Genomic DNA, 21,017 nt, shown 5'->3' on the forward strand with positions numbered 1-21,017 from the left:
CAGCTTTTGCTGTTGAGGTTGCCGGCCAGCGGCCGGCACTACCAGGGGTGCAGGGCGCAGCCCTGCCGAAGAACACACATAAAAAAACAGCAGGCCGAGGCCTGCTGTTTCGGTGTAATGGTGCGCCCGGAGAGATTCGAACTCCCGACCGCCTGGTTCGTAGCCAGGTACTCTATCCAACTGAGCTACGGGCGCCAATTACATAAACTTGTTGTGTTGACTGTGTATGGTGCGCCCGGAGAGATTCGAACTCCCGACCGCCTGGTTCGTAGCCAGGTACTCTATCCAACTGAGCTACGGGCGCGCGGTACACAATCAAATTTTAAAGCATTTCCAGCGGCGGATGCTGAAAACCTGTCGAGTGGTGCGCCCGGAGAGATTCGAACTCCCGACCGCCTGGTTCGTAGCCAGGTACTCTATCCAACTGAGCTACGGGCGCCCTGCGACAGGAGCGGAATTATGCGGATGTCGGCGCGGACCGTCAACAGTTTTGTGAAAATTTTCATCCAACTGAATGAAAAAGCGGTCAGCCACAGCGTCCGGGGCTTTCAGCCACGCGAAATGATCGGCGCGCGTGCCCAGCTCCTGCGCCGACAGCACGCACAGTTGTGCGTCCACGTTCGGCAGTTTCGCCAGCAACGCCTGCATCGATCCGGTCGGCGCCAGCCAGTCGTGTTCCATCAACACCGCCTGCGCGCTGCCGTGCACGCGCGCCATCTGCGCATCGAGATCCTCATCCATGCCGACCGCGGCGTAATGGTTGTTCAGGCCCACGCGCGCCCAGTCGGCGATCAGTCCGCGTGCTTCGGTGCCACCAAAGCCAAGTCGGCGCCCGTGCAGCACGCCCTGGCGCTGTGCGATCCACGGCAGGAAGCGGTAGACCAGCGGCAGCAGCCAGCCGCGTGGTGGCGGAAAACCGCGCCAGAACGGCGAGCCGCTGGCCGCCAGCCACAGCCGGTGGAAGTGCTTCGGATTGCGCCCGGCGTGCACGCAGGCCAGCTGACCGCCGAGGCTGTGGCCGCCGATGATCCAGGGCAGGGCGCCGCCCTCGTGATCGGCGGCGGCCAGGATCGCCTGGCTGCCCGGCAGATCCTGTTCAAGTACTTCGCGGTATCCCCAGTCCTGCGTGCGCGATGGGCGCAGCGAACTGCTGCCATTGCCGCGCCACTCATGCAGGTATACCGCCACGCCCCTGGCTGCCAGCGCCAATGCCAGCGGCAGGTAATGGCGTGCAGCCACGCCCAGCGCCGGCAGCCACAGCAGGCGCGCGAGCGGCTGCGCAGGCACGCAGGCAATCACCTCGTAGCGGTGGCCGTCGTCGCACTGCACGGCGAGGTTGCGCGGCGCCAGGTTCATGCGTGCGGCGCCGCGCCGAAGTGATCGAGGACCAGGACCTCGCTGCGGCCGGGGGCATGGCCCTGCTGCAGGCCGCGCGCAACGTAGTCGATGCCGGCTTCGCAGGCGTTGGCCAGGCTCAGGCCGTTGCACAGCTGCGCGGCGATGGCCGAGGCCAGTGTGCAGCCGGTGCCATGTGCATCCAGCGGCAGGCGGGCGTGGATGAATTCTTCGCTGCTGACGCCGTCGAAGTAACGGTCGATCACACGATGGCCTTCCAGCAGGTGTCCGCCCTTGAGCAGTACGGCACCGGCACCGAGGTCGAGCAGGTCGGAGGCCGCCCGTTCGGCATCATCGCCGTTGCTGATCTTCCGGCCCACCAGCAGTTCCGCCTCCGGTGTGTTCGGGGTCACCAGCGTGGCCAAGGGAATCAGGCGTTCGCGCATCGCCTGCAGGGCATTGTCTTCCAGCAGGCGTGCGCCGCTGGTGGCGACCATCACCGGGTCCAGCACCACGTGCGGCGGCCGATGCTGCTCCAGTGCATCGGCGACGGTGTGGATCACTTCGGCGTTGGCCAGCATGCCCAGCTTCACCGCGTGGATGTCGAAGTCGTCGAAGCAGGCCTCCAGCTGCGCGCGCAGGAAACCGACCGGTGGCACATGCACGGCGATGACGCCGCGGGTGTTCTGCGCGGTCAGCGCGGCGATCGCGGAAAGACCGTGCACGCGATGGGCAGCGAAGGTCTTCAGGTCGGCCTGGATGCCCGCGCCGCCGCCGGAGTCGGAACCGGCGATGGTCAGGGCGGAAACGGGCGTGGTCGGGCTCATCCAGCGATTGTGCCGTGGTCCAGCTGGGGAAAGTAGATCCGCGCCATGCGTGGATGCCTTGGTAGAAGGGGTCAGACCCCTTTTTCGCAGGAAAAGGGACCTGACCCCCAGAGCGCGGCCCTCAGTGCCGCCAACGCGCCCACTGCTGGTACAGCACATAACCCAGCCCGGTCAGGCCGGTCAGCAGGGCGGGGGCGAGCAGGGCGTGGTACTGCCAGCGCATGAACAGCCAGGCGCCGAGGATGCCGCCGCCGAGGAAACCGCTGATGATCAGGCCGCTGAGGGTCAGTCGCCGCACCTGCAGCGGCAGGCCACGCAGCAGGTGGCCCAGGCCGATGCCGAGGTCGGTGAACATGCCGCTGAGATGGGTGGTGCGCACCACCGCGCCGCTGAAGGTCGTGGCCATCGCGTTCTGCAGGCCGCAGGCCATCGCGGCGGCCAGTGCGCCCCAGATCTGGTGGCGTTCGAACAGCGGAATGGCCACCAGCAGCAGCGCTGACTCCAGCGCCAGCGCCACGCCGTAGCGTCGGCCCAGTTGCAGGGTACTGTCCTGGATCAGCAGGCCGCTGAGCATCGCGCCCAGCGAGAACGCGATCAGCAGCCCCCACAGATGGCCGACCGCGCGCCAGTCGCCCTGCGCCAGCGCCATGCCGAGCTGGCTGGTGCTGCCGGTCATGTGGCTGACCGCCTGGTGCTCGAAGCCGAGGAAGCCGACCACGTTGACCATGCCGGCCACGCACGAGAGCGCGACCGCGCCGATCCAGACCCAGGTGGGCAGGCGGATTCCCATCGGCGGGGCCCCTCAGGGCCCGCCGAGGCCGCCGTTGAACTGCAGCTCGCTGAAGGTGTTGCTGGCCGGGTCGAACACCGCGCCCCAGAACTGCGCGCCGCCGTCGCAGACGCGGATCGCTTCCCGCGCCGGGTTGATGCCGCTGTCGTCGGGCAGATGGAAGGCGTTGATGTAGATCAACCGCTTGCCAGCGCTTTCGATGCCGACGTACTGGCGGTCGAAGTCCAGCACCTTCGGCACCTGGGCCTCCAGCGACGACAGCTTCGCTTCCAGCTGGTCGACCTGCTGGCGGCTGGGTGCCCAGTAGCCGCTGACCCGCCCGGGCTCGCGGCCCGGGCTGGGCCGCGAGCAGGTATCGAGCACCTGCGCGGCGATGATCGGGCGAGTGACCACCCAGGACTGGCCGGTGCGCGCGGCAGTCGGCACGCTGGCCGGGCCGCGCGTGGTGGTGCAGGCACCCAGGACGGCGGCGAGGGCGATCGCCGCCGTGGGCAGCAGCAGGCGGGTGCAGCGGTTCACAACACCTCCGAAGCGTAATCGGCCAGGCGCGAACGCTCGCCACGGCGCAGCGTGATGTGCGCGCTGTGCGGCCAGTTCTTGAAGCGATCCACCGCGTAGGTCAGGCCCGAGGTGGTTTCGGTCAGGTACGGCGTGTCGATCTGCTCGACGTTGCCCAGGCAGACGATCTTGGTACCGGGGCCGGCGCGGGTGATCAGCGTCTTCATCTGCTTCGGGGTGAGGTTCTGCGCCTCGTCCAGGATCAGGTAGCGTGACAGGAAGGTGCGGCCGCGCATGAAGTTCATCGAGCGGATCTTGATGCGGCTGGCCAGCAGGTCGTTGGTGGCCTGGCGGCCCCAGGTGCCGCCTTCCTGGTTGTGCGTGAGCACTTCCAGGTTGTCGGTCAACGCGCCCATCCACGGCGTCATCTTCTCTTCCTCGGTGCCGGGCAGGAAGCCGATGTCCTCGCCCACGCTGACCGTGGCGCGGGTCATGATGATCTCGCGATAGCGCTGCTGGTCCATCGTCTGCGCCAGGCCGGCGGCCAGTGCCAGCAGGGTCTTGCCGGTGCCGGCGGTACCCAGCAGCGTGACGAAGTCGATCTCCGGGTCCATCAGTGCGTTGAGGGCGAAGTTCTGCTCGCGGTTGCGTGCGCTGATGCCCCACACGGCGTGGCTGCCGTGGCGGAAATCATCGACCAGCGACAGCACCACCTTGCCGTCGCCGACCACGCGGCTGACGCGCAGCTCGACTTCATCCTCGCCCGGCAGGTAGACATACTGGTTCGGATACCACTCCTCGCCGTCCTGCGCCTGGATTTCGTAATGGGTACGGCCCTTGTCGCTCCAGCTGCGCAGGTCGTCGCCGTGGCGCTTCCAGAAGTCTTCCGGCAGTTCGGTGGCGCCGGTGTAGAGCAGGCTGAAATCGTCCAGCGCGCGGTCGTTCTCGTAGTCCTCGGACACGATGCCGGCGATGGCGGCCTTGATCCGCAGGTTGATGTCCTTGGAGACGAACACCACCGGCAGGTCCGGGGTTTCTTCCTTCAGGGCCAGGATCGCGCCAAGGATGGCGTTGTCCGGAATGACCTGGCCGAAGCTCTTGCCCGCATCGAAATGGCTGGTCTGGAAGCGCAGCTTGCCGGCGCTCTGCTTGCCGCGCAGCTGCAGGCCGTTGGGGCGCTGCAGCGGAATGCCGTCGGCCAGGTTGTCCAGGCCCGATTCCTGCACCAGCTCGTTGAGGAAGCGGCTCACCTGGCGGGCGTTGCGGCTCGCCTCGGAGGTGCCCTTCTTGCCGTTGTCCAGCTCTTCGATCACCTGCATGGGCAGGTAGACGTCGTGCTCCTCGAATTTGAACAGCGCGGTGGGATCGTGCATCAGCACGTTGGTATCCAGCACGTAGATGCGCTTGCCTCGGGTCATCGTCGATTCCTGGTTACGGACAGGGAAAAACCACCACGGCCTGCTGCGGGGCAGGGTGATGGCAGACACAGTAGGCAGTGGGACTCACTTGGACTGGGAGGCCTTCAGTTCGGCGAGAACCGCATCGGCATGGCCGGCAACCTTGACCTTGCGCCAGGACTGCACGATGCGGCTGTCGGGGGAAATCAGGAAGGTGCTGCGTTCGATGCCACGTACCTGCTTGCCGTACATGTTCTTCATCTTGATCACGTCGAAGGCGTTGCACAGCGCTTCGTCGCCATCGCTGACCAGCGGGAAGCCGAAGCCCTGCCTGGTGCAGAAATTGTCGTGGGACTTCACCGAATCACGCGAGACGCCCAGCACGACCGCGCCGGCCTTCTTGAATTCCGGCAGCAGCGCGTTGAAGTCGAGGCCTTCGGTGGTACAGCCCGGGGTGCTGTCCTTGGGATAGAAGTACAGCACCAGCCAGTGGCCGGCGTAGTCGCCGAGGGTGGCCTGGGCGCCACCGGACAACGCCAGTGGCAGGGAGAGGGTGGTGCGGTCCAGGGTGTCGCCGTTGTTCATGAGGTCCTTCTGTCGAGCCTGGGTTCTTTCTACGACAATTGCATGAAACGCCACGCGCCCGTGAGGGATGCGCGAAAAATCAGGAATTCATTCAGAACTTCATCGGGTCCATGATCGCGTCCAGGTTCAGGTGGTCGCAGAACTCGAGGAAATCGTCGCGCAGCGCGGCGATGTGCATGTTGGCCGGCACGCCGATGGTGACCTGCGCGCTGAACATCTCCGCACCGGTCTGCATGGCGCGGTAGCGCGTGCTCTGCAGGTTCTCGATGGTGATGCCCTGGCGGTCGAAGAAGTCGGCCAGCTGGAACAGGATGCCCGGCTTGTCGGCGGCGATCACTTCGACGATGTAAGGCAGCAGGTTGGACTGCGCCTGCTTGGCGGCGGTGCGGTACCAGACCAGCTTCAGGCCTTCCTCGCGCTCGAGCCGGGTCAGCATCGCCTCGAGCTTGGCCACCGAGTCCCAGGAGCCGGTGGCCAGGGCGGTGACCGAGACATCGCGGCCGACCGTGGCCAGGCGTGCGTCCACCAGATTGCAGCCGCTGTCGGCAATGCGGCGGGTGACGGACAGCAGGGGGGACTCCGGATGCGTCGTATAGGCGTTGATCAGGAGGTGGTTTTCGCTCGGCGCGGGGCGCGGGGTGGTGTCGGTCAAGGCGATTCCGGGTAATGCATGCGTGAGTCTGAATGCCCGCCAGAGGCGGGGATCCACCGGTGTCCAGCATACTTGCCCGTGCTTTCGCGCCGCAAGTAACATTCAGGTCGCCCCCGGCCTGTCGTGGCGGGCGTTTTCCCTTCCCAGCCAAGAGCAGCACGTCCTTGTCCCTTTCCGGCCTCATCACCGCGCTGGCGACCCCGTTCCGGGCCGACGGTGCCCTCGATCCCGATGGTTGGCAGCGCCTGCTGCACCTGCAACTGGAGGGTGGCGTCCATGGCGTTGTCGTGGCCGGCTCGACCGGCGAGGCGGCCACCCTGACCGACGCCGAGTACGACCAGCTGCTGGCCAGTGCGGTGGAACGCATCGGCGGCCGCATTCCCGTCATGGCCGGCACCGGCTTGTCCGGCACCGCCAAGACCATCGAACAGACCCGTCGTGCCGCCGCACTGGGCGCCAGCCATGCGCTGGTGGTCACTCCGCCCTACGTGCGGCCGACCCAGGCCGGCCTGATCGCGCACTACCGCGCGGTTGCCGACCAGGGCGGGCTGCCCGTCGTCCTGTACAACGTGCCTGGCCGCACCGGCTGCGACATGCAGCCGGAGACCGTCGCCGAGCTGGCCAGCCACCCCAACATCGTCGGCATCAAGGAAGCGGTCGGTGACACCGGCCGGGTACACGCGCTGCTGGCACTGCGCAGCCCGCAGTTCGCGGTGCTCAGTGGTGACGATGGCACCGCGGCCCGTTCCATCCGGGTCGGTATCGATGGCCTGATCTCGGTGGGTTCCAACGTGCTTCCCGGCGCCTACCGCCGGATGTGCGAGCTGGCCGCCGCGCACGACCATGAAGCCACCGAGTCGTGGGATGCGCGCCTGCAGCCGTTCCATGATTTCTGTGGCGTCGAACCGAACCCGATCCCGGTCAAGGCGCTGCTGCGCCGCATCGGCATCGGCCACGACCTGCGCCTGCCACTGCTGCCGCTGTCGGCAGCGCATCACCCGGCCGCCGATCATCTTGCGGGCGACATCGCCGCCCTCGAAGCCCTTTCCAGCCACTGACCTCCCGTCTTGGTCTGACCCAGGAGATTCATATGCGTCAATCCGTTTCCACCGTCCGCGTGCTGTCCTATGCCCTGCTTGCTGTGGCGGTCGCTGCCGGCACCACCGGCTGCTTCAAGCGCGGCGTCAAGGGCGACTACGCCCTGGCCCCGGAAATGCGTCCGCTGGAAGTGCCGCCGGACCTGAACCTGCCGGCCACCACCGGTGACAACAAGGTGCCGACGCTGGCCTCGGCGACCAAGCCGGCGGCACCTGCCGCGGCTGCCCCGGCCGTGGGCACCACGGGCTTCACCATTGCCGGCGGCAAGGAAGAAGCCTTCGCCAAGGTCGGCACGGCGCTGGAAGGCGTGGAGGGCGTGACCATCGCCAGCCGCGCGCAGCTGCTGGGTTCGTACGACGTGGCCTATGAAGGCAGCAACTTCCTGGTCCGCGTGGTCGCCGTCGATGCTGGCGCCTACATCTCCGCGGTCGATCCGCGTGGCCTGCCGGCCACGGCCGCAGCACCGGTGAAGCTGATCGCTGCGCTGAAGGCGAAGCTGGCGCCGTAAGGGCCGGTCGAGCGGGGGCGGGCCCAGGTCCGCAGCTGCCCGGGTAGAGGCCGACCTGGGTCGGCGCTTCTGTGCCAACCAAGGTTGGCACCTACCGGATCCTGCGGTTGGCGTATGCCGGAAAACGCAAAAGGGCGCCCAAGGGCGCCCTTTTCGTTGCTGCAACGGGCGCTTCTCAGCGCTCCAGCAGTTTCAGCTTGTCCGGCTTGCCATCCCACTCGCCGGCGTCGGCAGGCGGATCCTTGCGCACGGTCAGCACCGGCCACGCCTTCGCCAGCTCGGCATTGAGGGCGACAAAGCCCTCCTGGCCGGCGGGGACATCGTCCTCCGGGAAGATCGCGTTGACCGGGCACTCCGGCTCGCAGAGGGTGCAGTCGATGCACTCATCCGGGTCGATCACCAGAAAGTTCGGGCCTTCGTGGAAGCAATCCACGGGGCACACTTCCACGCAATCGGTGTGTTTGCACTTGATGCAGTTTTCGGTGACGACAAAGGGCATGGGCTGGGGGTGGATCGATTCCTGAACCCGCCAATTCTAGAACAGGTTGGCCCCCGGTGTCGGCGCGGAGCCGAAAACGGGCGTCTGGCAGGCGCGGCCGTGGCCGCCGTTGGCGGCATGGCAGGGCCTGTGCGACGCTGCGCGGCAACCGGCCGTGGTGGCCGGGCTCCCTTTCCAACAGGATCTTCCATGTCTCACGCCCAGCCCGGCGTCGCCTCCCACGGCGGTGAAAACACGGCCTTCATCGTCCTGATCAGCTGCGTGGCCACCCTCGGTGGGTTCCTGTTCGGCTTCGACAGTGGTGTCATCAATGGCACGGTCGATGGCCTGCGGCAGGCCTTCAATTCCAGCGAGGCCGCGCTGGGCTTCGAGGTCGCCTCGATGTTGCTGGGCTGCGCGATCGGGGCCTTCCTGGCCGGCTGGCTGGGCGATCGGCTGGGGCGCCGCGGCGTCCTGATCGTGTCGGCGCTGATGTTCCTGGTTTCGGCGCTGGGCGCCGGCGCGGCCCATGCGTCCTGGCTGTTTGTCGCGGCCCGCGTGCTGGGCGGTTTCGCGGTGGGCGCGGCCAGCGTGATGTCGCCGGCCTACATCGCCGAGGTCGCTTCGGCGCGGTATCGCGGCCGACTGGCCACGGTGCAGCAGATGGCCATCATCTGCGGATTGTTTGCGGCGTTCCTCAGCAATTATCTGCTGGCCCGCGCTGCCGGCGCCTCGACCGAGCCGCTGTGGCTGGGCCATGAGGCGTGGCGCTGGATGTTCTGGATGCAGGCGCTGCCCTCCGCGCTGTTCCTGGTGCTGCTGCTGGTGATTCCGGAAAGCCCGCGCTTCCTGGTGCTGAAGGGCCGCCAGGGGCAGGCGAGGGCGGTGTTGTCGCGACTGTACGGCGAGGCCGCTGCCCGGGCCAAGCAGGCCGAGATCGAGGCCAGCCTGGCACAGGACCAGCACAAGCCGCGCTTCGGCGACCTGCGCAGCAGGGCTACCGGCAGGCTGCGCCCGATCCTCTGGGTGGGCATCGGCCTGGCCATGTTCCAGCAGCTGGTCGGCATCAACGTGGTGTTCTACTACGGCGCGGTGCTGTGGCAGGCGGTGGGCTTCTCTGAAAGCGACGCACTGCTGATCAATGTGCTGTCCGGCGCGCTGAGCATCGGCGCCTGCCTGCTCACCGTGCTGCTGATCGACCGCATCGGGCGCAAGCCGCTGCTGTGGGTCGGCTCGGTCGGCATGTCGGTGGCACTGGTGCTGATGGTGGTGGCCTTTGCCAGCGGCAGCCTGGCCGGCGGGCGCCTGCAGCTGTCCGATGGCATGGGCCGGCTGGCGCTGGTCGCAGCCAATGTCTACGTGGTGTTCTTCAACATGTCCTGGGGCCCGGTGATGTGGGTGATGCTGGGCGAAATGTTCCCCAACCAGATCCGTGGCCCGGCGCTGGCGGTGGCGGGGGCCGCGCAATGGACCTCGAACTTCGCGATCACCGTGACCTTCCCGATGCTGCTGGCCGGCATCGGCCTGGCCGGGGCCTATGGCATCTACGCGGTCGCGGCGATCCTTTCGATCTTCTTTGTGGTCCGCTACGTGCGCGAGACCAAGGGCAAGGAGCTGGAGCAGATGGATGGCTGACGGCGACTGGCTTCGGTTGCGTTCCGTTGGCGCCTGCCTGTCCAGAGTGTGAGGGGGCAGACCGCCCTCTCCAGGACACGCACGGCGTGTCCTGCCCTGGGGGACCCCACCGGCTCAAGCCGATCGCCGGCAGGCGCCAAAGCGACCAGACCGACCGATGCCAATGCGTACCCCGGAAAACAGAAAAGCCCGCACGAGGCGGGCTTTTTCGGTTCCTGCTGCGGCGACTGGCGCTCCCTAGGGGACTCGAACCCCTGTTTTAGCCTTGAGAGGGCCACGTCCTAACCACTAGACGAAGGGAGCGTAACTGTGTCGCTGCCGAGGCAGGAGCGCTAGTATATGCACCTCGATGCCATTGGGCAATCCCGAAACTTCAACCGGAAGCGCCAACATCATTTCCCCTGCTACATCACCGTTCAGCCTGCGCGTCATCCCGCGCGACCAGCACACGATCTCCCGCAAGGACATCAGCCCGAACGCCCTGCGCGTGCTTTACCGCCTGCGCGATGCCGGCTTCGGCGCCTACCTTGTCGGCGGCGCGGTGCGCGATCTGCTGGTCAATGGCCAACCCAAGGATTTCGACGTGGCCACCGACGCCACGCCCGAACAGGTCAAACAGCTGTTCCGCAACTGCCGCCTGATCGGCCGCCGGTTCCGCCTCGCCCACGTTGTGTTCGGCCGCGAGATCATCGAAGTCGCCACCTTCCGTGCCAACAGCGATGACGGCAGCGGCGACCGCGAGATGGAAAACGGCATGCTCGTGCGCGACAACGTGTACGGCACCATCGAAGACGACGCCGTCCGCCGCGACTTCACCTGCAACGCGCTGTACTACGCCATCGAGGACTTCTCGGTGCGTGACTACACCGGTGGTTTCGAGGACGTGCAGGCACGTCTGATGAAGCTGATCGGCGATCCGGTGCAGCGCTACCAGGAAGACCCGGTGCGCATGCTGCGTGCGGTGCGCCTGGCGGCCAAGCTCGGCTTCCAGATCGAAGAGGGCACCGCCGCGCCGATCCCGCAGCTGGCCGGCCTGCTCAACGAAGCCGCACCGGCGCGCCTGTTCGAGGAAGTGCTCAAGCTGTTCCTGTCCGGGCACGGCGTGGCCAGCTTCGAAGGCCTGGAGCGTTACGGCCTGCTCGACGTGCTGTTCCCGGAAAGCGCCAAAGCGTTGAAGTCCAACCGCACCGGCGCGCTGCGCCGCATGCTGGTCGAGGGCCTGGCCAACACCGATGCGCGCGTGGCCAACGACGAGCCGGTCTCGCCGGCGTTCCTGTTCGCACTGCTGCTGTGGCCGGCGTTCTGCCGCGCGCAGGCGACCCTGCTCAAGCAGGGCGTGGCACCGGAAGAGGCACAGCGCCGTGCCGCCGACCGCGTCACCGTGCAGCAGCTGAGCACCATTGCGCTGCCGCGGCGTTTTTCGCTGCCGATGCAGGAGATCTGGCTGCTGCAGTCGCGCTTCGGTTCGCGCCAGCGCAAGCGCGTGTTCCGCACCCTGACCCACCCGCGTTTCCGTGCGGCGTTCGACTTCCTCAGCCTGCGCCAGGTGGCATCGTCCGAGCATGCTGCCGATGTCGAGTTCTGGCGCGACGCGCAGGCGCAGTCCGGACGCGAGCTGGAATCGTCGCTGGATGCGATGCACAGCGAAGAGACCGAGGACGAGAGTGGGGCGCCGCGCAAGCGCCGCCGTCGTCGGCGTCGTCCGGGCGCCACGGCCGGTGCAGCGGGCGAGTAAGCAGCAATGACCCTTGCCTGGATCGGCCTCGGCGCCAACCTTGGCGACGCGGCCGCCACCGTGGGCGCGGCGATCGCCGCGCTGGACGGCCTGCCTGGGACCCGCCTGCGCCAGGCCTCGCGGCTTTACGCGACGCCGGCCTGGGGCAAGGAAGACCAGCCGCCGTTCGTCAATGCGGTGGCCTCGGTCGAAACCACGTTGCCGGCCGATGAGTTGTTGCAGGCGATGCTGGCGCTGGAGCAGCGCTTCGGCCGCGTGCGCGATCCGGCGGTGCACTGGGGGCCGCGTGCGCTGGACCTGGACCTGCTGCTGTACGGCGCGCAGGTGCTCGATCAGCCGGGCCTGCAGGTGCCACACCCTTACCTGCACGCGCGTGCCTTCGTGCTGGTGCCGCTGGCCGAAATCGCACCGGATCTGGCCATTCCCGGCCATGGCCGCGTGCGGGATGCAGTGATGCGGGTGGATGCCTGCGGGATCGCGCCGATAGGGTGATAATGCCCGGGTTATCTCCCCCGGTTATCAGCACATGAGCACCCACGCAGACAGCAAGCCCTGGACCGTTCCCGCCCTGGCCGAGGCCAAGCGCAATGGCCAGAAGCTGGTCATGTTGACCGCCTACGACGCCGGCTTCGCCCGCACCTTCGACGCAAATGGCGTTGACCTGATCCTGATCGGCGATTCGCTGGGCATGGTCGTGCAGGGCCATGATTCGACCCTGCCGGTGACCGTGGCCGACATGGTCTACCACACCCGCGCCGTGGCCCGCGTGCTGCAGCGTGCGCTGCTGGTGGCCGACCTGCCGTTCGGCGCCGATGCCACCCCGGAGCGCGCGCTGGATGCTTCGCTGCAGCTGCTGCAGGCCGGTGCCGAGATGGTCAAGATCGAAGGGGCCGGCTTCAAGGTCGACATCATCCGCTACCTGGTCGAGCGCGAGATTCCGGTCTGCGCGCACCTGGGCCTGACCCCGCAATCGGTGCTGCGCCTGGGCGGCTTCAAGATCCAGGGCCGCGGCGATGCCGCCCGCCAGCTGGTCGAGGATGCCAAGGCCGTGGCCGCGGCCGGTGCCAGCATCATGGTGCTCGAATGCGTGCCGACCCCGGTCGCCGCAGAAGTGACCGCCGCGGTGGATGTGCCGACCATCGGCATCGGTGCCGGCCCGCAGTGCGACGGCCAGGTGCTGGTGCTGCACGACTTCCTGGGCCTGGACAGCGGCCATCGCCGTCCCAAGTTCGTCAAGGACTTCCTTGCCGAAGGCGGTTCGGTGGCCGGTGCTACCCGCGCCTACGCCGACGCCGTGCGCGACGGCAGCTTCCCCGACGAACAGCACGCCTACGCCCAATGATCCAGACCTTCAACGAACTCGGCGCACTGCGCGCGCAGATCGCCCAGTGGAAGCAGGACGGCCTGCGCGTAGCGCTGGTGCCGACCATGGGCAACCTGCATGGCGGCCACCATTCGCTGGTGGCGCTGGCCCGCCAGTACGCCGACAAGGTGGTGGCGAGCATTTTCGTCAATCCGACCCAGTTCGGCCCCAACGAGGATTTCAATCGCTACCCGCGCACGCCCGAGGCCGACGTGGCCGGGCTGGAGCAGGCCGGCTGCGACGCGGTGTGGCTGCCCAGCGTCGAGGTGATGTACCCGCTGGGCGTGGACAAGACCACGCAGATGCATGCGCCGGGTGTCAGTGAAGTGCTGGAAGGCGCCAGCCGGCCGGGCCACTTCGATGGCGTCTGCACCGTGGTGGCGCGCCTGTTCCTGCAGGTCCAGCCGGACGTGGCCGTGTTCGGCCGCAAGGATTACCAGCAGTTGGCGGTCATCAGGCAGATGGTGACCGAGCTGTCGTTCCCGATCCAGATCGTCGGTGCTGAGATCGTGCGCGACGAGGATGGCCTGGCCAAGAGTTCGCGCAACCAGTACCTGAGCGACGAACAGCGCCCCGTCGCGACCACCATCCACCGCACCCTGCTGGGCATGCGCGAGGGCTACGTAGCCGGTCACCCGCGCGAACGCATCGAGGCGGATGCCACCGCCGCGCTGCAGGCGGCCGGTTTCCAGGTCGACTACGCGGTGCTGCGCACCCCGGAACTGGCCGAGCCGACCTTCGACGGCGGTGGCCGCGTGGCGCTGATTGCCGCGCGCCTGGGCACCACCCGGTTGATCGACAACCTGGAGTTCTGAGCCGCACGTGGCTCCGGGGCGCCCGCAACGGGCGCCTCTCACCATCCCACGGACGGGAGACTGGATATGAAGACCCCTGCCACTGACGCCGGCCGCCTTGCCCGGGCGACGATCCTAGCCGTGCTGGCGGCCGGCATGCTGCCGGCGCAGCTGTTTGGCGGCCTCTTGTTCGCGCTCGAATTCAGGCGCACGCCGATGCCCGCGCTCACCGGCGGTGGGCTGATGTTCGGGCTGGGCGTCTGCAGCGCCATCGCGGTGTTCCTGCCGATGGCGCTGATCCTGCAGTCCCGGCGGCCCTTGCGCCGGATCAGCTTCGCGTTTGTGGGGGCTGCGCTGGGCGCGCTGGCCATGGCGGTCCATGAATGGCCGGGTGCGGTCCAGGGGCCGCTGCTGCAGCGCCTGCGCTATGTGGATACCTTCGATGTGATCAGCTATGGGCTGACGGTGTCGTTGGCCGGGGGGCTGGGCCTGGCCGCCGGGCTGGCCTTCCATGCGGTATTCCGGCTGTCACTGCAGGGCGGTGCCGTCCCTGCCGCGCCAGCGCCGCGGGGCGAAGGCGCCTGAACGGCCTTCAGCGTCCTGCGGCAGCCCCCTGACGACGGCCAAGCGGGTGCTAGAATCCGCTCTTTCCTTTGCCGTTGCAGCGCCCCCATGCACCTGTCCCTGCTCAAGACCAAGATCCACCGCGCCACCGTCACCCATTCCGAGCTGAACTACGAAGGCTCGATCGCCATCGACGACAACCTGCTGGCGGCCACCGGCATCCGCGAGTTCGAGCAGGTGCACATCTGGGACGTGACCAACGGTGCGCGTTTCTCGACCTATGCCATCCGCGCCGAAGCCGGCAGCGGCGTTGTCTCGCTCAACGGTGGCGCCGCGCGCCACGTGCAGGTCGGTGACATCATCATCATTGCCGCGTTCGCCAGCATGACCGAGCAGGAAGCCGACAGCTTCAAGCCGAAGCTGGTGTACGTTGATGGCAAGAACCAGATCACCCACACCAACGACACGATCCCGACCCAGGCCGCATGACAACGAACAACGGATTCGACTCGCTGCATTCCCACGCCCAGCGCCTGAAGGGCGCAAGCATTCCCAGCCTGCTCGCCGCCGAACCCGGCCGCGTACAGGACCTGGCGCTGCGGGTCGGTCCGTTGTACGTCAACTTTGCCCGGCAGAAATACGATGCCGCGGCGCTGCAGGCGTTGCTGGCGCTGGCGGCCGACCGTGACGTCGGCGGTGCCATCACCCGCCTGTTCCGCGGCGAGCAGGTCAACCTGACCGAAGGTCGCGCGGCGCTGCACACCGCGCTGCGCGGCGACGTGGTCGATGCGCCGGTGGCGGCCGAGGCCTATGCCACCGCGCGCGCGATCCGCCAGCGCATGGGCGTGCTGGTGCGCGCGCTGGAAGACAGTGGCGTGACCGATGTGGTCAGTGTCGGCATCGGTGGTTCCGACCTTGGCCCGCGCCTGGTCGCCGACGCGCTGCGCCCGGTCACCGGCGCGCGCCTGCGCGTGCATTTCGTCTCGAACGTGGACGGCGCCGCCATGCAGCGCACGCTGGCCACGCTGGATCCGGCCAAGACCGCCGGCATCCTGATTTCCAAGACCTTCGGTACGCAGGAAACCCTGCTCAACGGCCAGATCCTGCACGACTGGCTGGGCGGCAGCGAGCGCCTGTATGCGGTCAGCGCCAACCCGGAACGCGCCGCCAAGGCCTTCGCGATCGCCGCCGATCGCGTGCTGCCGATGTGGGACTGGGTCGGTGGCCGTTATTCGCTGTGGTCGGCGGTCGGTTTCCCGATCGCGCTGGCGATCGGCTTCGAGCGTTTCGAACAGCTGCTGGAAGGCGCGGCGCAGATGGATGCGCACGCGCTGGATGCGCCGCTGGAGCGCAACCTGCCGGTGTTGCACGGTCTGACCGACATCTGGAACCGCAACCTGCTGGGCCATGCCACGCATGCGGTGATGACCTACGACCAGCGCCTGGCGCTGCTGCCGGCCTACCTGCAGCAGCTGGTGATGGAAAGCCTGGGCAAGCGCGTGCAGCGTGACGGCCAGCCGGTCACCACCGACACCGTGCCGGTGTGGTGGGGCGGGGCGGGTACCGATGTGCAGCACAGCTTCTTCCAGGCGCTGCACCAGGGCACCAGCATCGTGCCGGCCGATTTCATCGGCTGCGTGCACAACGATGATCCGTACACGGTCAATCACCAGGCCCTGCTGGCCAACCTGCTGGCGCAGACCGAGGCGCTGGCCAATGGCCAGGGCAGCGAAGATCCGCACCGGGATTACCCGGGCGGCCGCCCGAGCACGTTGATCCTGCTCGACGCGCTGACCCCGCAGGCGCTGGGCGCGCTGATCGCCATGTACGAACACGCCGTGTACGTGCAGTCGGTGATCTGGAACATCAACGCCTTCGACCAGTTCGGTGTCGAGCTGGGCAAGCAGCTGGCCAGTGGCCTGCTGCCGGCGCTGCAGGGCGAGGAGGTGGCAATTGCCGATCCGATGACCCGCGAGATCCTGGCGCAGCTGAAGCGCTGATGCCCTGGTAGTGCCGGCCGCTGGCCGGCATCCAGGTGATGCTTCAATCGTTCATGAGGTTGCCGGCCAGCGGCCGGCACTACCGCGTCACTCGACGCGCTGCCGCGCAGGCGCTGGGTGCGCTGGGTGCGCTGACCCGCGAGATCCTGGCGCAGCTGAAGCGGTGATGCTCTGGTAGTGCCGGCCGCTGGCCGGCATCCAGGTGATGCTTCAATGGTTCATGAGGTTGCCGGCCAGCGGCCGGCACTACCGCGTCACTCGACGCGCTGCCGCGCAGGCGCTGGGTGCGCTGACCCGCGAGATCCTGGCGCAGCTGAAGCGGTGATGCTCTGGTAGTGCCGGCCGCTGGCCGGCATCAGGTGATGCTTCAATCGTTCATGAGGTTGCCGGCCAGCGGCCGGCACTACCGCGTCACTCGACGCGCTGCCGCGCAGGCGCTGGGTGCGCTGACCCGCGGGATCCTGGCGCAGCTGAAGCGCTGATGCCCTGGTAGTGCCGGCCGCTGGCCGGCATCCAGGTGATGCTTCAATCGTTCATGAGGCTGCCGGCCAGCGGCCGGCACTACCGCGTCACTCGACGCGCTGCCGCGCAGGCGCTGGGTGCGCTGACCCGCGAGATCCTGGCGCAGCTGAAGCGCTGATGCCCTGGTAGTGCCGGCCGCTGGCCGGCATCCAGGTGATGCTTCAATGGTTCATGAGGCTGCCGGCCAGCGGCCGGCACTACCGCCTCACCTGCTCGGGTCGCGTTCCGGACTGGGCCGCTTGGCCAGCTTGCGCTGCAGCGAACGCCGGTGCATGCCGAGCAGGCGCGCGGCGGCCGAGACATTGCCGCCGGTTTCGTGCATCGCCTGCTGGATGTGTTCCCACTGCAGGCGGCTGATCGGCGTCATCGCGTCCGGCACTTCCATTTCGCCATCGTCGGCCGGGCCGTCGTCCTCTTCGCCCAGCGCGCGCAGGATCATCGGCACCGTGGCCGGTTTCGGCAGGTAATCATCCGCACCCAGCTTGATCGCCTCCACCGCGGTGGCGATGCTGGCATAACCGGTCACCAGCAGGATGCGCATGTCGGCTCGCAGGGCGCGCAGCGGCTGGATCAGCGCCAGGCCCGAGTCGCTGCCCAGTTTCAGGTCGATCAGCGCGAACGCCGGCGGATGCTGGCGCGCGAGCGCCAGCGCGCTGGCCGCATCCTGTGCGGTCTGCGTTTCAAGCCCCTTGCGGGCCAGGCTGCGTTGCAGGGTGCGCAGGTACAGCTCGTCGTCGTCGACCAGCAGGCCCTGGGGGGAGGGATGAAGGCTCATGGGGTGTCCTCGCGTGGGGCCAGCGGCAGGCGGAAGCCGACGCGGCTGCCGGCCCCCTGGGCCGGGCGCATCCACATCTCGCCGTCGAGGCGTTCGATGGTGGCATGGGACAGGGCCAGGCCGACGCCCATGCCCTCACTCTTGCTGCTGCCGAACAGCCGGCCCGGCAGCACGGCGGCACGGGCGTCGAAGCCATGGCCGTAATCGCGTACTTCGCCGATCAGGTCGTCGCCTTCGATGCGCAGGTCCAGGTCCACGCGTGGCCGGCCGGCCTGTTCGCCGGCATCGGCGGCATTGTTGAGCAGGACCATCAGCAGGTGGCCCACGCCCGGGTCGAGTGGCAGCCGCAGCGGCGCATCGTCGTTGCGATGCAGGTCGATGGTGGGCCGCACCAGGCGCCATTGCTCCAGCACCTGCTGGGCGCTGGAGTGGCTGCGACCCGGTGCATCGGCCGACGCCGGGGCAGCCAGTGCCAGCACGCGCTCGCGGCACTGCACCAGCAGCTCGCGCAGGGTTTCCATGTCCTCGCGCACTTCCGGCTCTTCGCTGCGCTCGGCGACGTCATCGGCGAGCAGGGTCATGGTCGCCAGTGGCGTGTTCAGTTCATGTGCCACCGAGGCGGCATGGGTGGCCAGGGCGACGATGCCCTCGTTGCGGGCGAAACGCTCGCGCAGCGCCGACAGTTCCAGTTCGCGCTGGCGCAGCGCCAGCGCCAGCCGGGTGGAGAAGGTCAGCACCACCGCAGCGGAGATCAGGAAGTTGGCGACCACGCCCCAGCGGTTGAGGTCCTGCGCACGGAAATAGCCATCCGGCAGCGGCTGGCCGAAGATGCCGCTGGCGGCGTAACCGAGCAGGCAGGCCAGGGCGACCGCCAGTGCCCAGCGCAGGGGCAGGGCGAACGCCGCCAGCGCGATCAGGATCAGGAACAGCGAACTGAACGGGTTGGCCATGCCGCCACTCCAGCCCACCATCCAGGTCAGGATGATCACGTCCACCAGGATGTGGCCGAATGCGGTCAGCGGCGCGGTGTCGGCCGCTTCCGGGCGCAGCTGGGTGTAGATGTTGAACAGGGCAAGCACGGCCACACCCGCCCACAACGGCTGCTGCGGCAACGGCAGGCCCAGCACCCAGGTGGCGACCAGGATGGTGGCGGCCTGGCCACCTACGGCAAGCCAGCGCAGGCTGCACAGGGTGCGGAGAAACGGGGCGTCGGGACCGGTCATGCATGCCCATCGTATGCGTTCAGGCGTGCACGTGCCTGCGACAATCGGCCGCAGCCGTGCCGCCGGCTGAATGCGAGTCACCCGGAATGCAGGGCCGGGCGCTAGAATGCCCGCATGCACGACGCCGTCACCCGCCCGACTCCCCCTTCCGATGCCACCGCCTGGCCCCGTCGCCAGACCCACGCCGTCCAGATCGGCGGGGTCACTGTAGGCGGAGGCAAGCCGGTGGTGGTGCAGTCGATGACCAACACCGATACCTCCGACGTGGCCTCCAGCGTGAAGCAGGTGGCCGAGTTGTGGCGTGCCGGCTCGGAGATGGTGCGGTTGACCGTCAATACCGTGGAAGCGGCTGCGGCGATCCCGCGCATCGTCGACAAGCTGGCGATGATGGGCATCGATGTGCCGCTGATCGGTGACTTCCATTACAACGGCCACCAGCTGCTGACCGCCGAACCGGCGTGTGCCGAAGCGCTGGCCAAGTACCGCATCAACCCGGGCAACGTCGGCTTCGGCAAGAAGAAGGACCTGCAGTTCGCCCAGTTGATCGAGTTCGCGATCCGCTACAACAAGCCGGTACGCATCGGCGCCAACTGGGGGTCGCTGGACCAGGCCCTGGCAGCGAAGCTGATGGACGAGAACAACCTGCGCGCGCAGCCCTGGGATGCCGGTCGCGTGCTGCGCGAGGCGCTGATCCGTTCGGCGCTGGATTCGGCCGAGCAGGCGGTGGAGCTGGGCCTGCCGCGCGACCGCATCGTGCTGTCGGCCAAGGTCAGCGGCGTGCAGGAACTGATCGCGGTGTACCGCGACCTGGCCCAGCGCTCCGACTTCGCCCTGCACCTGGGCCTGACCGAAGCCGGTATCGGCAGCAAGGGCATCGTCGCCTCGTCGGCGGCGCTGGGCGTGCTGCTGCAGGAAGGCATCGGCGACACCATCCGCATCTCGCTGACCCCGGAGCCGGGCCAGTCGCGCACGCAGGAGGTGATCGTCGCCCAGGAACTGTTGCAGACCACGGGCCAGCGCGCTTTCACGCCGTTGGTCACCGCCTGCCCCGGTTGCGGCCGCACCACTTCCGAGTTCTTCCAGGAACTGGCCAAGGTGGTGCAGAACCACGTGCGCGAGAAGATGCCGCTGTGGAAGGTCCATCACCCGGGGGCGGAGAACATGACCTTGGCGGTGATGGGCTGCATCGTCAACGGGCCGGGCGAGTCGCGCCATGCCAACATCGGCATCTCGCTGCCGGGCACGGGTGAAACGCCGGCGGCGCCGGTGTTCGTCGATGGCGAGAAGAAGGTGACCCTGCGCGGCGACAACATCGCCCAGGAGTTCGTCGCCCTGATCGACGATTACGTCGAACGCACGTATGTCCGAAGCGCCGGATAAGCCTGCGATCCTCGCCGCGCCGGAGTCCGCCTCCGGCTTCCGCCACTGGATGGCGCGCAATGCGTGGCGCCTGGTGCTGCTGTTCGGTGGCGTGCTGCTGCCGCTGGCCGGCTTCGTCGCCCTGGCCGACGAAGTCCACGAGTTTGAATCGTTCCATTTCGATGCGCCGCTGCTGTGGCAGATGCATGGCCTGCATTCGCCGCTGCTGGACCGCTTTTTCGTGCTCATTTCCAGGCTGGGCTACGAATGGTTCCTGATTCCGGCCGACGTGCTGATCATCGGCGTGCTGCTGGCCTGTCGGCGGTGGCGGGAGGCCACGTTCGTGGCGGTCAGCTTCGTGGGCTCGGCGCTGCTGAACATGGGCAGCAAGCAGTTCTTCCAGCGCGAACGGCCCAGCCTGTGGGAATCGATCGCGCCCGAATCGACGTTCAGCTTCCCCAGCGGCCACGCGATGGGCTCGATGACCCTGGCTGCGACCCTGGTGCTGCTGGCCTGGAACACCCGCTGGCGCTGGCCGGTGCTGCTGCTGGCGCCCGCGTTCAGCCTGCTGGTCAGCGTCTCCCGGGTCTATCTGGGGGTCCATTACCCCTCGGACATCCTGGCCGGATGGTGTGCGGCGCTGGTTTGGGTGGTAGGGTGCTATCTGGTCATGTTCAGTCGCCGGCATCCTTGGCGACGTCACGATTCGCCGCCAGCGACGGCCAGCGAAGCATCACCACAGGGGGATTGACGTGGATGACCCCTCCGGGGCGTCTACGTAATAGATCAGTTGTTTCGTTACTGCAGGTTCTGCAAGACAGGGGACAAGCACAACGCGCGGTACTGTGATGCGCAAGGCAGAATGCCCGGTTCGCTTCC

The 21,017-nt window shown here is 67.7% G+C and carries 23 protein-coding genes and 4 tRNA genes; 13 read left to right on the plus strand and 14 right to left on the minus strand.

The window, feature by feature from the left end; translation table 11 throughout:
- Nucleotides 1–118 precede the first annotated feature (118 nt).
- From AC5P9I_RS14845 to AC5P9I_RS14890, 10 genes are all read right to left on the minus strand, one after another.
- Nucleotides 119–195, minus strand: a tRNA-Arg gene (locus tag AC5P9I_RS14845).
- A gap of 32 nt (nt 196–227) precedes the next feature.
- Nucleotides 228–304, minus strand: a tRNA-Arg gene (locus tag AC5P9I_RS14850).
- A gap of 58 nt (nt 305–362) precedes the next feature.
- Nucleotides 363–439 (minus strand) — tRNA-Arg (locus tag AC5P9I_RS14855).
- Complete coding sequence (locus AC5P9I_RS14860) at nt 430–1,356, minus strand: alpha/beta hydrolase family protein (RefSeq protein ID WP_049466355.1); 927 nt, start codon at nt 1,354–1,356, stop codon at nt 430–432. Before AC5P9I_RS14860 ends, AC5P9I_RS14855 begins: the two co-directional genes overlap by 10 nt.
- Complete coding sequence (thiD, locus tag AC5P9I_RS14865; protein WP_049466353.1) at nt 1,353–2,162, minus strand: bifunctional hydroxymethylpyrimidine kinase/phosphomethylpyrimidine kinase; 810 nt, start codon at nt 2,160–2,162, stop codon at nt 1,353–1,355. Before thiD ends, AC5P9I_RS14860 begins: the two co-directional genes overlap by 4 nt.
- Before the next feature lie 121 nt (nt 2,163–2,283).
- Nucleotides 2,284–2,952: a YoaK family protein gene (locus tag AC5P9I_RS14870; protein ID WP_064238151.1), complete on the minus strand. Its 669-nt coding sequence runs from the start codon at nt 2,950–2,952 to the stop codon at nt 2,284–2,286.
- 12 nt (nt 2,953–2,964) lie between these two features.
- The gene (locus AC5P9I_RS14875; RefSeq protein WP_049466349.1) at nt 2,965–3,471 is read right to left on the minus strand and encodes a hypothetical protein; all 507 of its coding nucleotides are present in this window, start codon (nt 3,469–3,471) and stop codon (nt 2,965–2,967) included.
- Complete coding sequence (locus AC5P9I_RS14880; protein ID WP_049466347.1) at nt 3,468–4,868, minus strand: PhoH family protein; 1,401 nt, start codon at nt 4,866–4,868, stop codon at nt 3,468–3,470. Before AC5P9I_RS14880 ends, AC5P9I_RS14875 begins: the two co-directional genes overlap by 4 nt.
- Nucleotides 4,869–4,952: 84 nt before the next feature.
- The gene (locus tag AC5P9I_RS14885; protein WP_049466345.1) at nt 4,953–5,432 is read right to left on the minus strand and encodes a peroxiredoxin; all 480 of its coding nucleotides are present in this window, start codon (nt 5,430–5,432) and stop codon (nt 4,953–4,955) included.
- A gap of 91 nt (nt 5,433–5,523) precedes the next feature.
- Nucleotides 5,524–6,084, minus strand: a complete 561-nt coding sequence (locus AC5P9I_RS14890) for a glycine cleavage system transcriptional repressor (RefSeq protein WP_005409051.1) — start codon at nt 6,082–6,084, stop codon at nt 5,524–5,526.
- A gap of 164 nt (nt 6,085–6,248) precedes the next feature.
- Here AC5P9I_RS14890 and dapA point away from each other — a divergent pair, with 164 nt between their 5' ends.
- Entirely contained in the window at nt 6,249–7,142 is an 894-nt protein-coding gene (gene dapA / locus AC5P9I_RS14895; RefSeq protein ID WP_187756626.1) for a 4-hydroxy-tetrahydrodipicolinate synthase, read from the plus strand.
- Nucleotides 7,143–7,174: 32 nt separating this feature from the next.
- A complete protein-coding gene (locus tag AC5P9I_RS14900) occupies nt 7,175–7,690 on the plus strand; it encodes a hypothetical protein (protein WP_049466341.1) in 516 nt (171 codons plus the stop codon).
- Nucleotides 7,691–7,865: 175 nt separating this feature from the next.
- Here AC5P9I_RS14900 and fdxA read toward each other — a convergent pair whose 3' ends face one another.
- Nucleotides 7,866–8,189: a ferredoxin FdxA gene (gene fdxA, locus AC5P9I_RS14905; protein WP_049411316.1), complete on the minus strand. Its 324-nt coding sequence runs from the start codon at nt 8,187–8,189 to the stop codon at nt 7,866–7,868.
- A gap of 189 nt (nt 8,190–8,378) precedes the next feature.
- On the opposite strand from fdxA, the gene AC5P9I_RS14910 reads away from it, so the two are divergent.
- Nucleotides 8,379–9,803: a sugar porter family MFS transporter gene (locus AC5P9I_RS14910; RefSeq protein WP_049466339.1), complete on the plus strand. Its 1,425-nt coding sequence runs from the start codon at nt 8,379–8,381 to the stop codon at nt 9,801–9,803.
- 228 nt (nt 9,804–10,031) lie between these two features.
- On the opposite strand, the gene AC5P9I_RS14915 is transcribed toward AC5P9I_RS14910, so the two are convergent.
- Nucleotides 10,032–10,106: transfer RNA gene (locus AC5P9I_RS14915), tRNA-Glu, on the minus strand.
- Between the two features lie 52 nt (nt 10,107–10,158).
- Between AC5P9I_RS14915 and pcnB the strand changes: the two genes are divergently transcribed.
- The 8 genes from pcnB to AC5P9I_RS14955 all read left to right on the plus strand — a co-directional run bounded on the left by pcnB (nt 10,159) and on the right by AC5P9I_RS14955 (nt 16,426).
- Entirely contained in the window at nt 10,159–11,538 is a 1,380-nt protein-coding gene (gene pcnB / locus AC5P9I_RS14920; RefSeq protein WP_049466337.1) for a polynucleotide adenylyltransferase PcnB, read from the plus strand.
- A gap of 6 nt (nt 11,539–11,544) precedes the next feature.
- Nucleotides 11,545–12,030 carry a 2-amino-4-hydroxy-6-hydroxymethyldihydropteridine diphosphokinase gene (gene folK / locus AC5P9I_RS14925; RefSeq protein WP_049466335.1) on the plus strand — a complete coding sequence of 162 codons (486 nt, stop codon included), beginning with the start codon at nt 11,545–11,547 and terminating at the stop codon, nt 12,028–12,030.
- Between the two features lie 34 nt (nt 12,031–12,064).
- Nucleotides 12,065–12,880, plus strand: a complete 816-nt coding sequence (panB, locus tag AC5P9I_RS14930) for a 3-methyl-2-oxobutanoate hydroxymethyltransferase (protein ID WP_005416119.1) — start codon at nt 12,065–12,067, stop codon at nt 12,878–12,880.
- Nucleotides 12,877–13,716 (plus strand): pantoate--beta-alanine ligase, encoded by an 840-nt coding sequence (gene panC / locus AC5P9I_RS14935; RefSeq protein ID WP_049466333.1) that lies wholly within the window; start codon nt 12,877–12,879, stop codon nt 13,714–13,716. The genes panB and panC overlap by 4 nt, the downstream gene beginning before the upstream one ends.
- Nucleotides 13,717–13,782: 66 nt before the next feature.
- Nucleotides 13,783–14,280, plus strand: a complete 498-nt coding sequence (locus AC5P9I_RS14940; RefSeq protein ID WP_049466330.1) for a hypothetical protein — start codon at nt 13,783–13,785, stop codon at nt 14,278–14,280.
- An 87-nt stretch (nt 14,281–14,367) separates the two neighbouring features.
- Nucleotides 14,368–14,748 (plus strand): aspartate 1-decarboxylase, encoded by a 381-nt coding sequence (gene panD, locus AC5P9I_RS14945; protein ID WP_005409061.1) that lies wholly within the window; start codon nt 14,368–14,370, stop codon nt 14,746–14,748.
- Complete coding sequence (gene pgi, locus AC5P9I_RS14950) at nt 14,745–16,259, plus strand: glucose-6-phosphate isomerase (RefSeq protein ID WP_049466329.1); 1,515 nt, start codon at nt 14,745–14,747, stop codon at nt 16,257–16,259. Before panD ends, pgi begins: the two co-directional genes overlap by 4 nt.
- A gap of 38 nt (nt 16,260–16,297) precedes the next feature.
- Nucleotides 16,298–16,426 (plus strand): hypothetical protein, encoded by a 129-nt coding sequence (locus AC5P9I_RS14955; RefSeq protein ID WP_262409009.1) that lies wholly within the window; start codon nt 16,298–16,300, stop codon nt 16,424–16,426.
- A 560-nt stretch (nt 16,427–16,986) separates the two neighbouring features.
- Here AC5P9I_RS14955 and AC5P9I_RS14960 read toward each other — a convergent pair.
- Nucleotides 16,987–17,556, minus strand: coding sequence for a response regulator transcription factor (locus tag AC5P9I_RS14960; RefSeq protein ID WP_049468770.1), 570 nt, complete (start codon nt 17,554–17,556; stop codon nt 16,987–16,989).
- Nucleotides 17,553–18,779, minus strand: coding sequence for an ATP-binding protein (locus AC5P9I_RS14965; protein WP_064238171.1), 1,227 nt, complete (start codon nt 18,777–18,779; stop codon nt 17,553–17,555). The genes AC5P9I_RS14960 and AC5P9I_RS14965 overlap by 4 nt, the downstream gene beginning before the upstream one ends.
- 114 nt (nt 18,780–18,893) lie before the next feature.
- On the opposite strand from AC5P9I_RS14965, the gene ispG reads away from it, so the two are divergent.
- Both ispG and AC5P9I_RS14975 read left to right on the plus strand, forming a co-directional pair.
- Nucleotides 18,894–20,159 carry a flavodoxin-dependent (E)-4-hydroxy-3-methylbut-2-enyl-diphosphate synthase gene (gene ispG / locus AC5P9I_RS14970; protein ID WP_049468766.1) on the plus strand — a complete coding sequence of 422 codons (1,266 nt, stop codon included), beginning with the start codon at nt 18,894–18,896 and terminating at the stop codon, nt 20,157–20,159.
- The gene (locus AC5P9I_RS14975) at nt 20,140–20,889 is read left to right on the plus strand and encodes a phosphatase PAP2 family protein (protein WP_049468765.1); all 750 of its coding nucleotides are present in this window, start codon (nt 20,140–20,142) and stop codon (nt 20,887–20,889) included. Before ispG ends, AC5P9I_RS14975 begins: the two co-directional genes overlap by 20 nt.
- Nucleotides 20,890–21,017: the final 128 nt, after the last annotated feature.

It is taken from the genome of Stenotrophomonas sp. YJH_SMC_29, assembly GCF_059371235.1.

What these genes read in the sequence shown, in the direction of transcription:
- AC5P9I_RS14860 (WP_049466355.1), bottom strand. Translation starts at nt 1,356, where the DNA reads ATGAACCTGGCGCCGCGCAACCTCGCCGTGCAGTGCGACGACGGCCAC.
- fdxA (WP_049411316.1), bottom strand. Translation starts at nt 8,189, where the DNA reads ATGCCCTTTGTCGTCACCGAAAACTGCATCAAGTGCAAACACACCGAT.
- AC5P9I_RS14885 (WP_049466345.1), bottom strand. Translation starts at nt 5,432, where the DNA reads ATGAACAACGGCGACACCCTGGACCGCACCACCCTCTCCCTGCCACTG.
- AC5P9I_RS14975 (WP_049468765.1), top strand. Translation starts at nt 20,140, where the DNA reads ATGTCCGAAGCGCCGGATAAGCCTGCGATCCTCGCCGCGCCGGAGTCC.
- AC5P9I_RS14900 (WP_049466341.1), top strand. Translation starts at nt 7,175, where the DNA reads ATGCGTCAATCCGTTTCCACCGTCCGCGTGCTGTCCTATGCCCTGCTT.
- AC5P9I_RS14870 (WP_064238151.1), bottom strand. Translation starts at nt 2,952, where the DNA reads ATGGGAATCCGCCTGCCCACCTGGGTCTGGATCGGCGCGGTCGCGCTC.
- panB (WP_005416119.1), top strand. Translation starts at nt 12,065, where the DNA reads ATGAGCACCCACGCAGACAGCAAGCCCTGGACCGTTCCCGCCCTGGCC.
- AC5P9I_RS14880 (WP_049466347.1), bottom strand. Translation starts at nt 4,868, where the DNA reads ATGACCCGAGGCAAGCGCATCTACGTGCTGGATACCAACGTGCTGATG.
- panD (WP_005409061.1), top strand. Translation starts at nt 14,368, where the DNA reads ATGCACCTGTCCCTGCTCAAGACCAAGATCCACCGCGCCACCGTCACC.
- ispG (WP_049468766.1), top strand. Translation starts at nt 18,894, where the DNA reads ATGCACGACGCCGTCACCCGCCCGACTCCCCCTTCCGATGCCACCGCC.
- AC5P9I_RS14910 (WP_049466339.1), top strand. Translation starts at nt 8,379, where the DNA reads ATGTCTCACGCCCAGCCCGGCGTCGCCTCCCACGGCGGTGAAAACACG.
- folK (WP_049466335.1), top strand. Translation starts at nt 11,545, where the DNA reads ATGACCCTTGCCTGGATCGGCCTCGGCGCCAACCTTGGCGACGCGGCC.
- AC5P9I_RS14955 (WP_262409009.1), top strand. Translation starts at nt 16,298, where the DNA reads ATGCTTCAATCGTTCATGAGGTTGCCGGCCAGCGGCCGGCACTACCGC.
- AC5P9I_RS14965 (WP_064238171.1), bottom strand. Translation starts at nt 18,779, where the DNA reads ATGACCGGTCCCGACGCCCCGTTTCTCCGCACCCTGTGCAGCCTGCGC.
- pgi (WP_049466329.1), top strand. Translation starts at nt 14,745, where the DNA reads ATGACAACGAACAACGGATTCGACTCGCTGCATTCCCACGCCCAGCGC.
- AC5P9I_RS14940 (WP_049466330.1), top strand. Translation starts at nt 13,783, where the DNA reads ATGAAGACCCCTGCCACTGACGCCGGCCGCCTTGCCCGGGCGACGATC.
- thiD (WP_049466353.1), bottom strand. Translation starts at nt 2,162, where the DNA reads ATGAGCCCGACCACGCCCGTTTCCGCCCTGACCATCGCCGGTTCCGAC.
- AC5P9I_RS14960 (WP_049468770.1), bottom strand. Translation starts at nt 17,556, where the DNA reads ATGAGCCTTCATCCCTCCCCCCAGGGCCTGCTGGTCGACGACGACGAG.
- panC (WP_049466333.1), top strand. Translation starts at nt 12,877, where the DNA reads ATGATCCAGACCTTCAACGAACTCGGCGCACTGCGCGCGCAGATCGCC.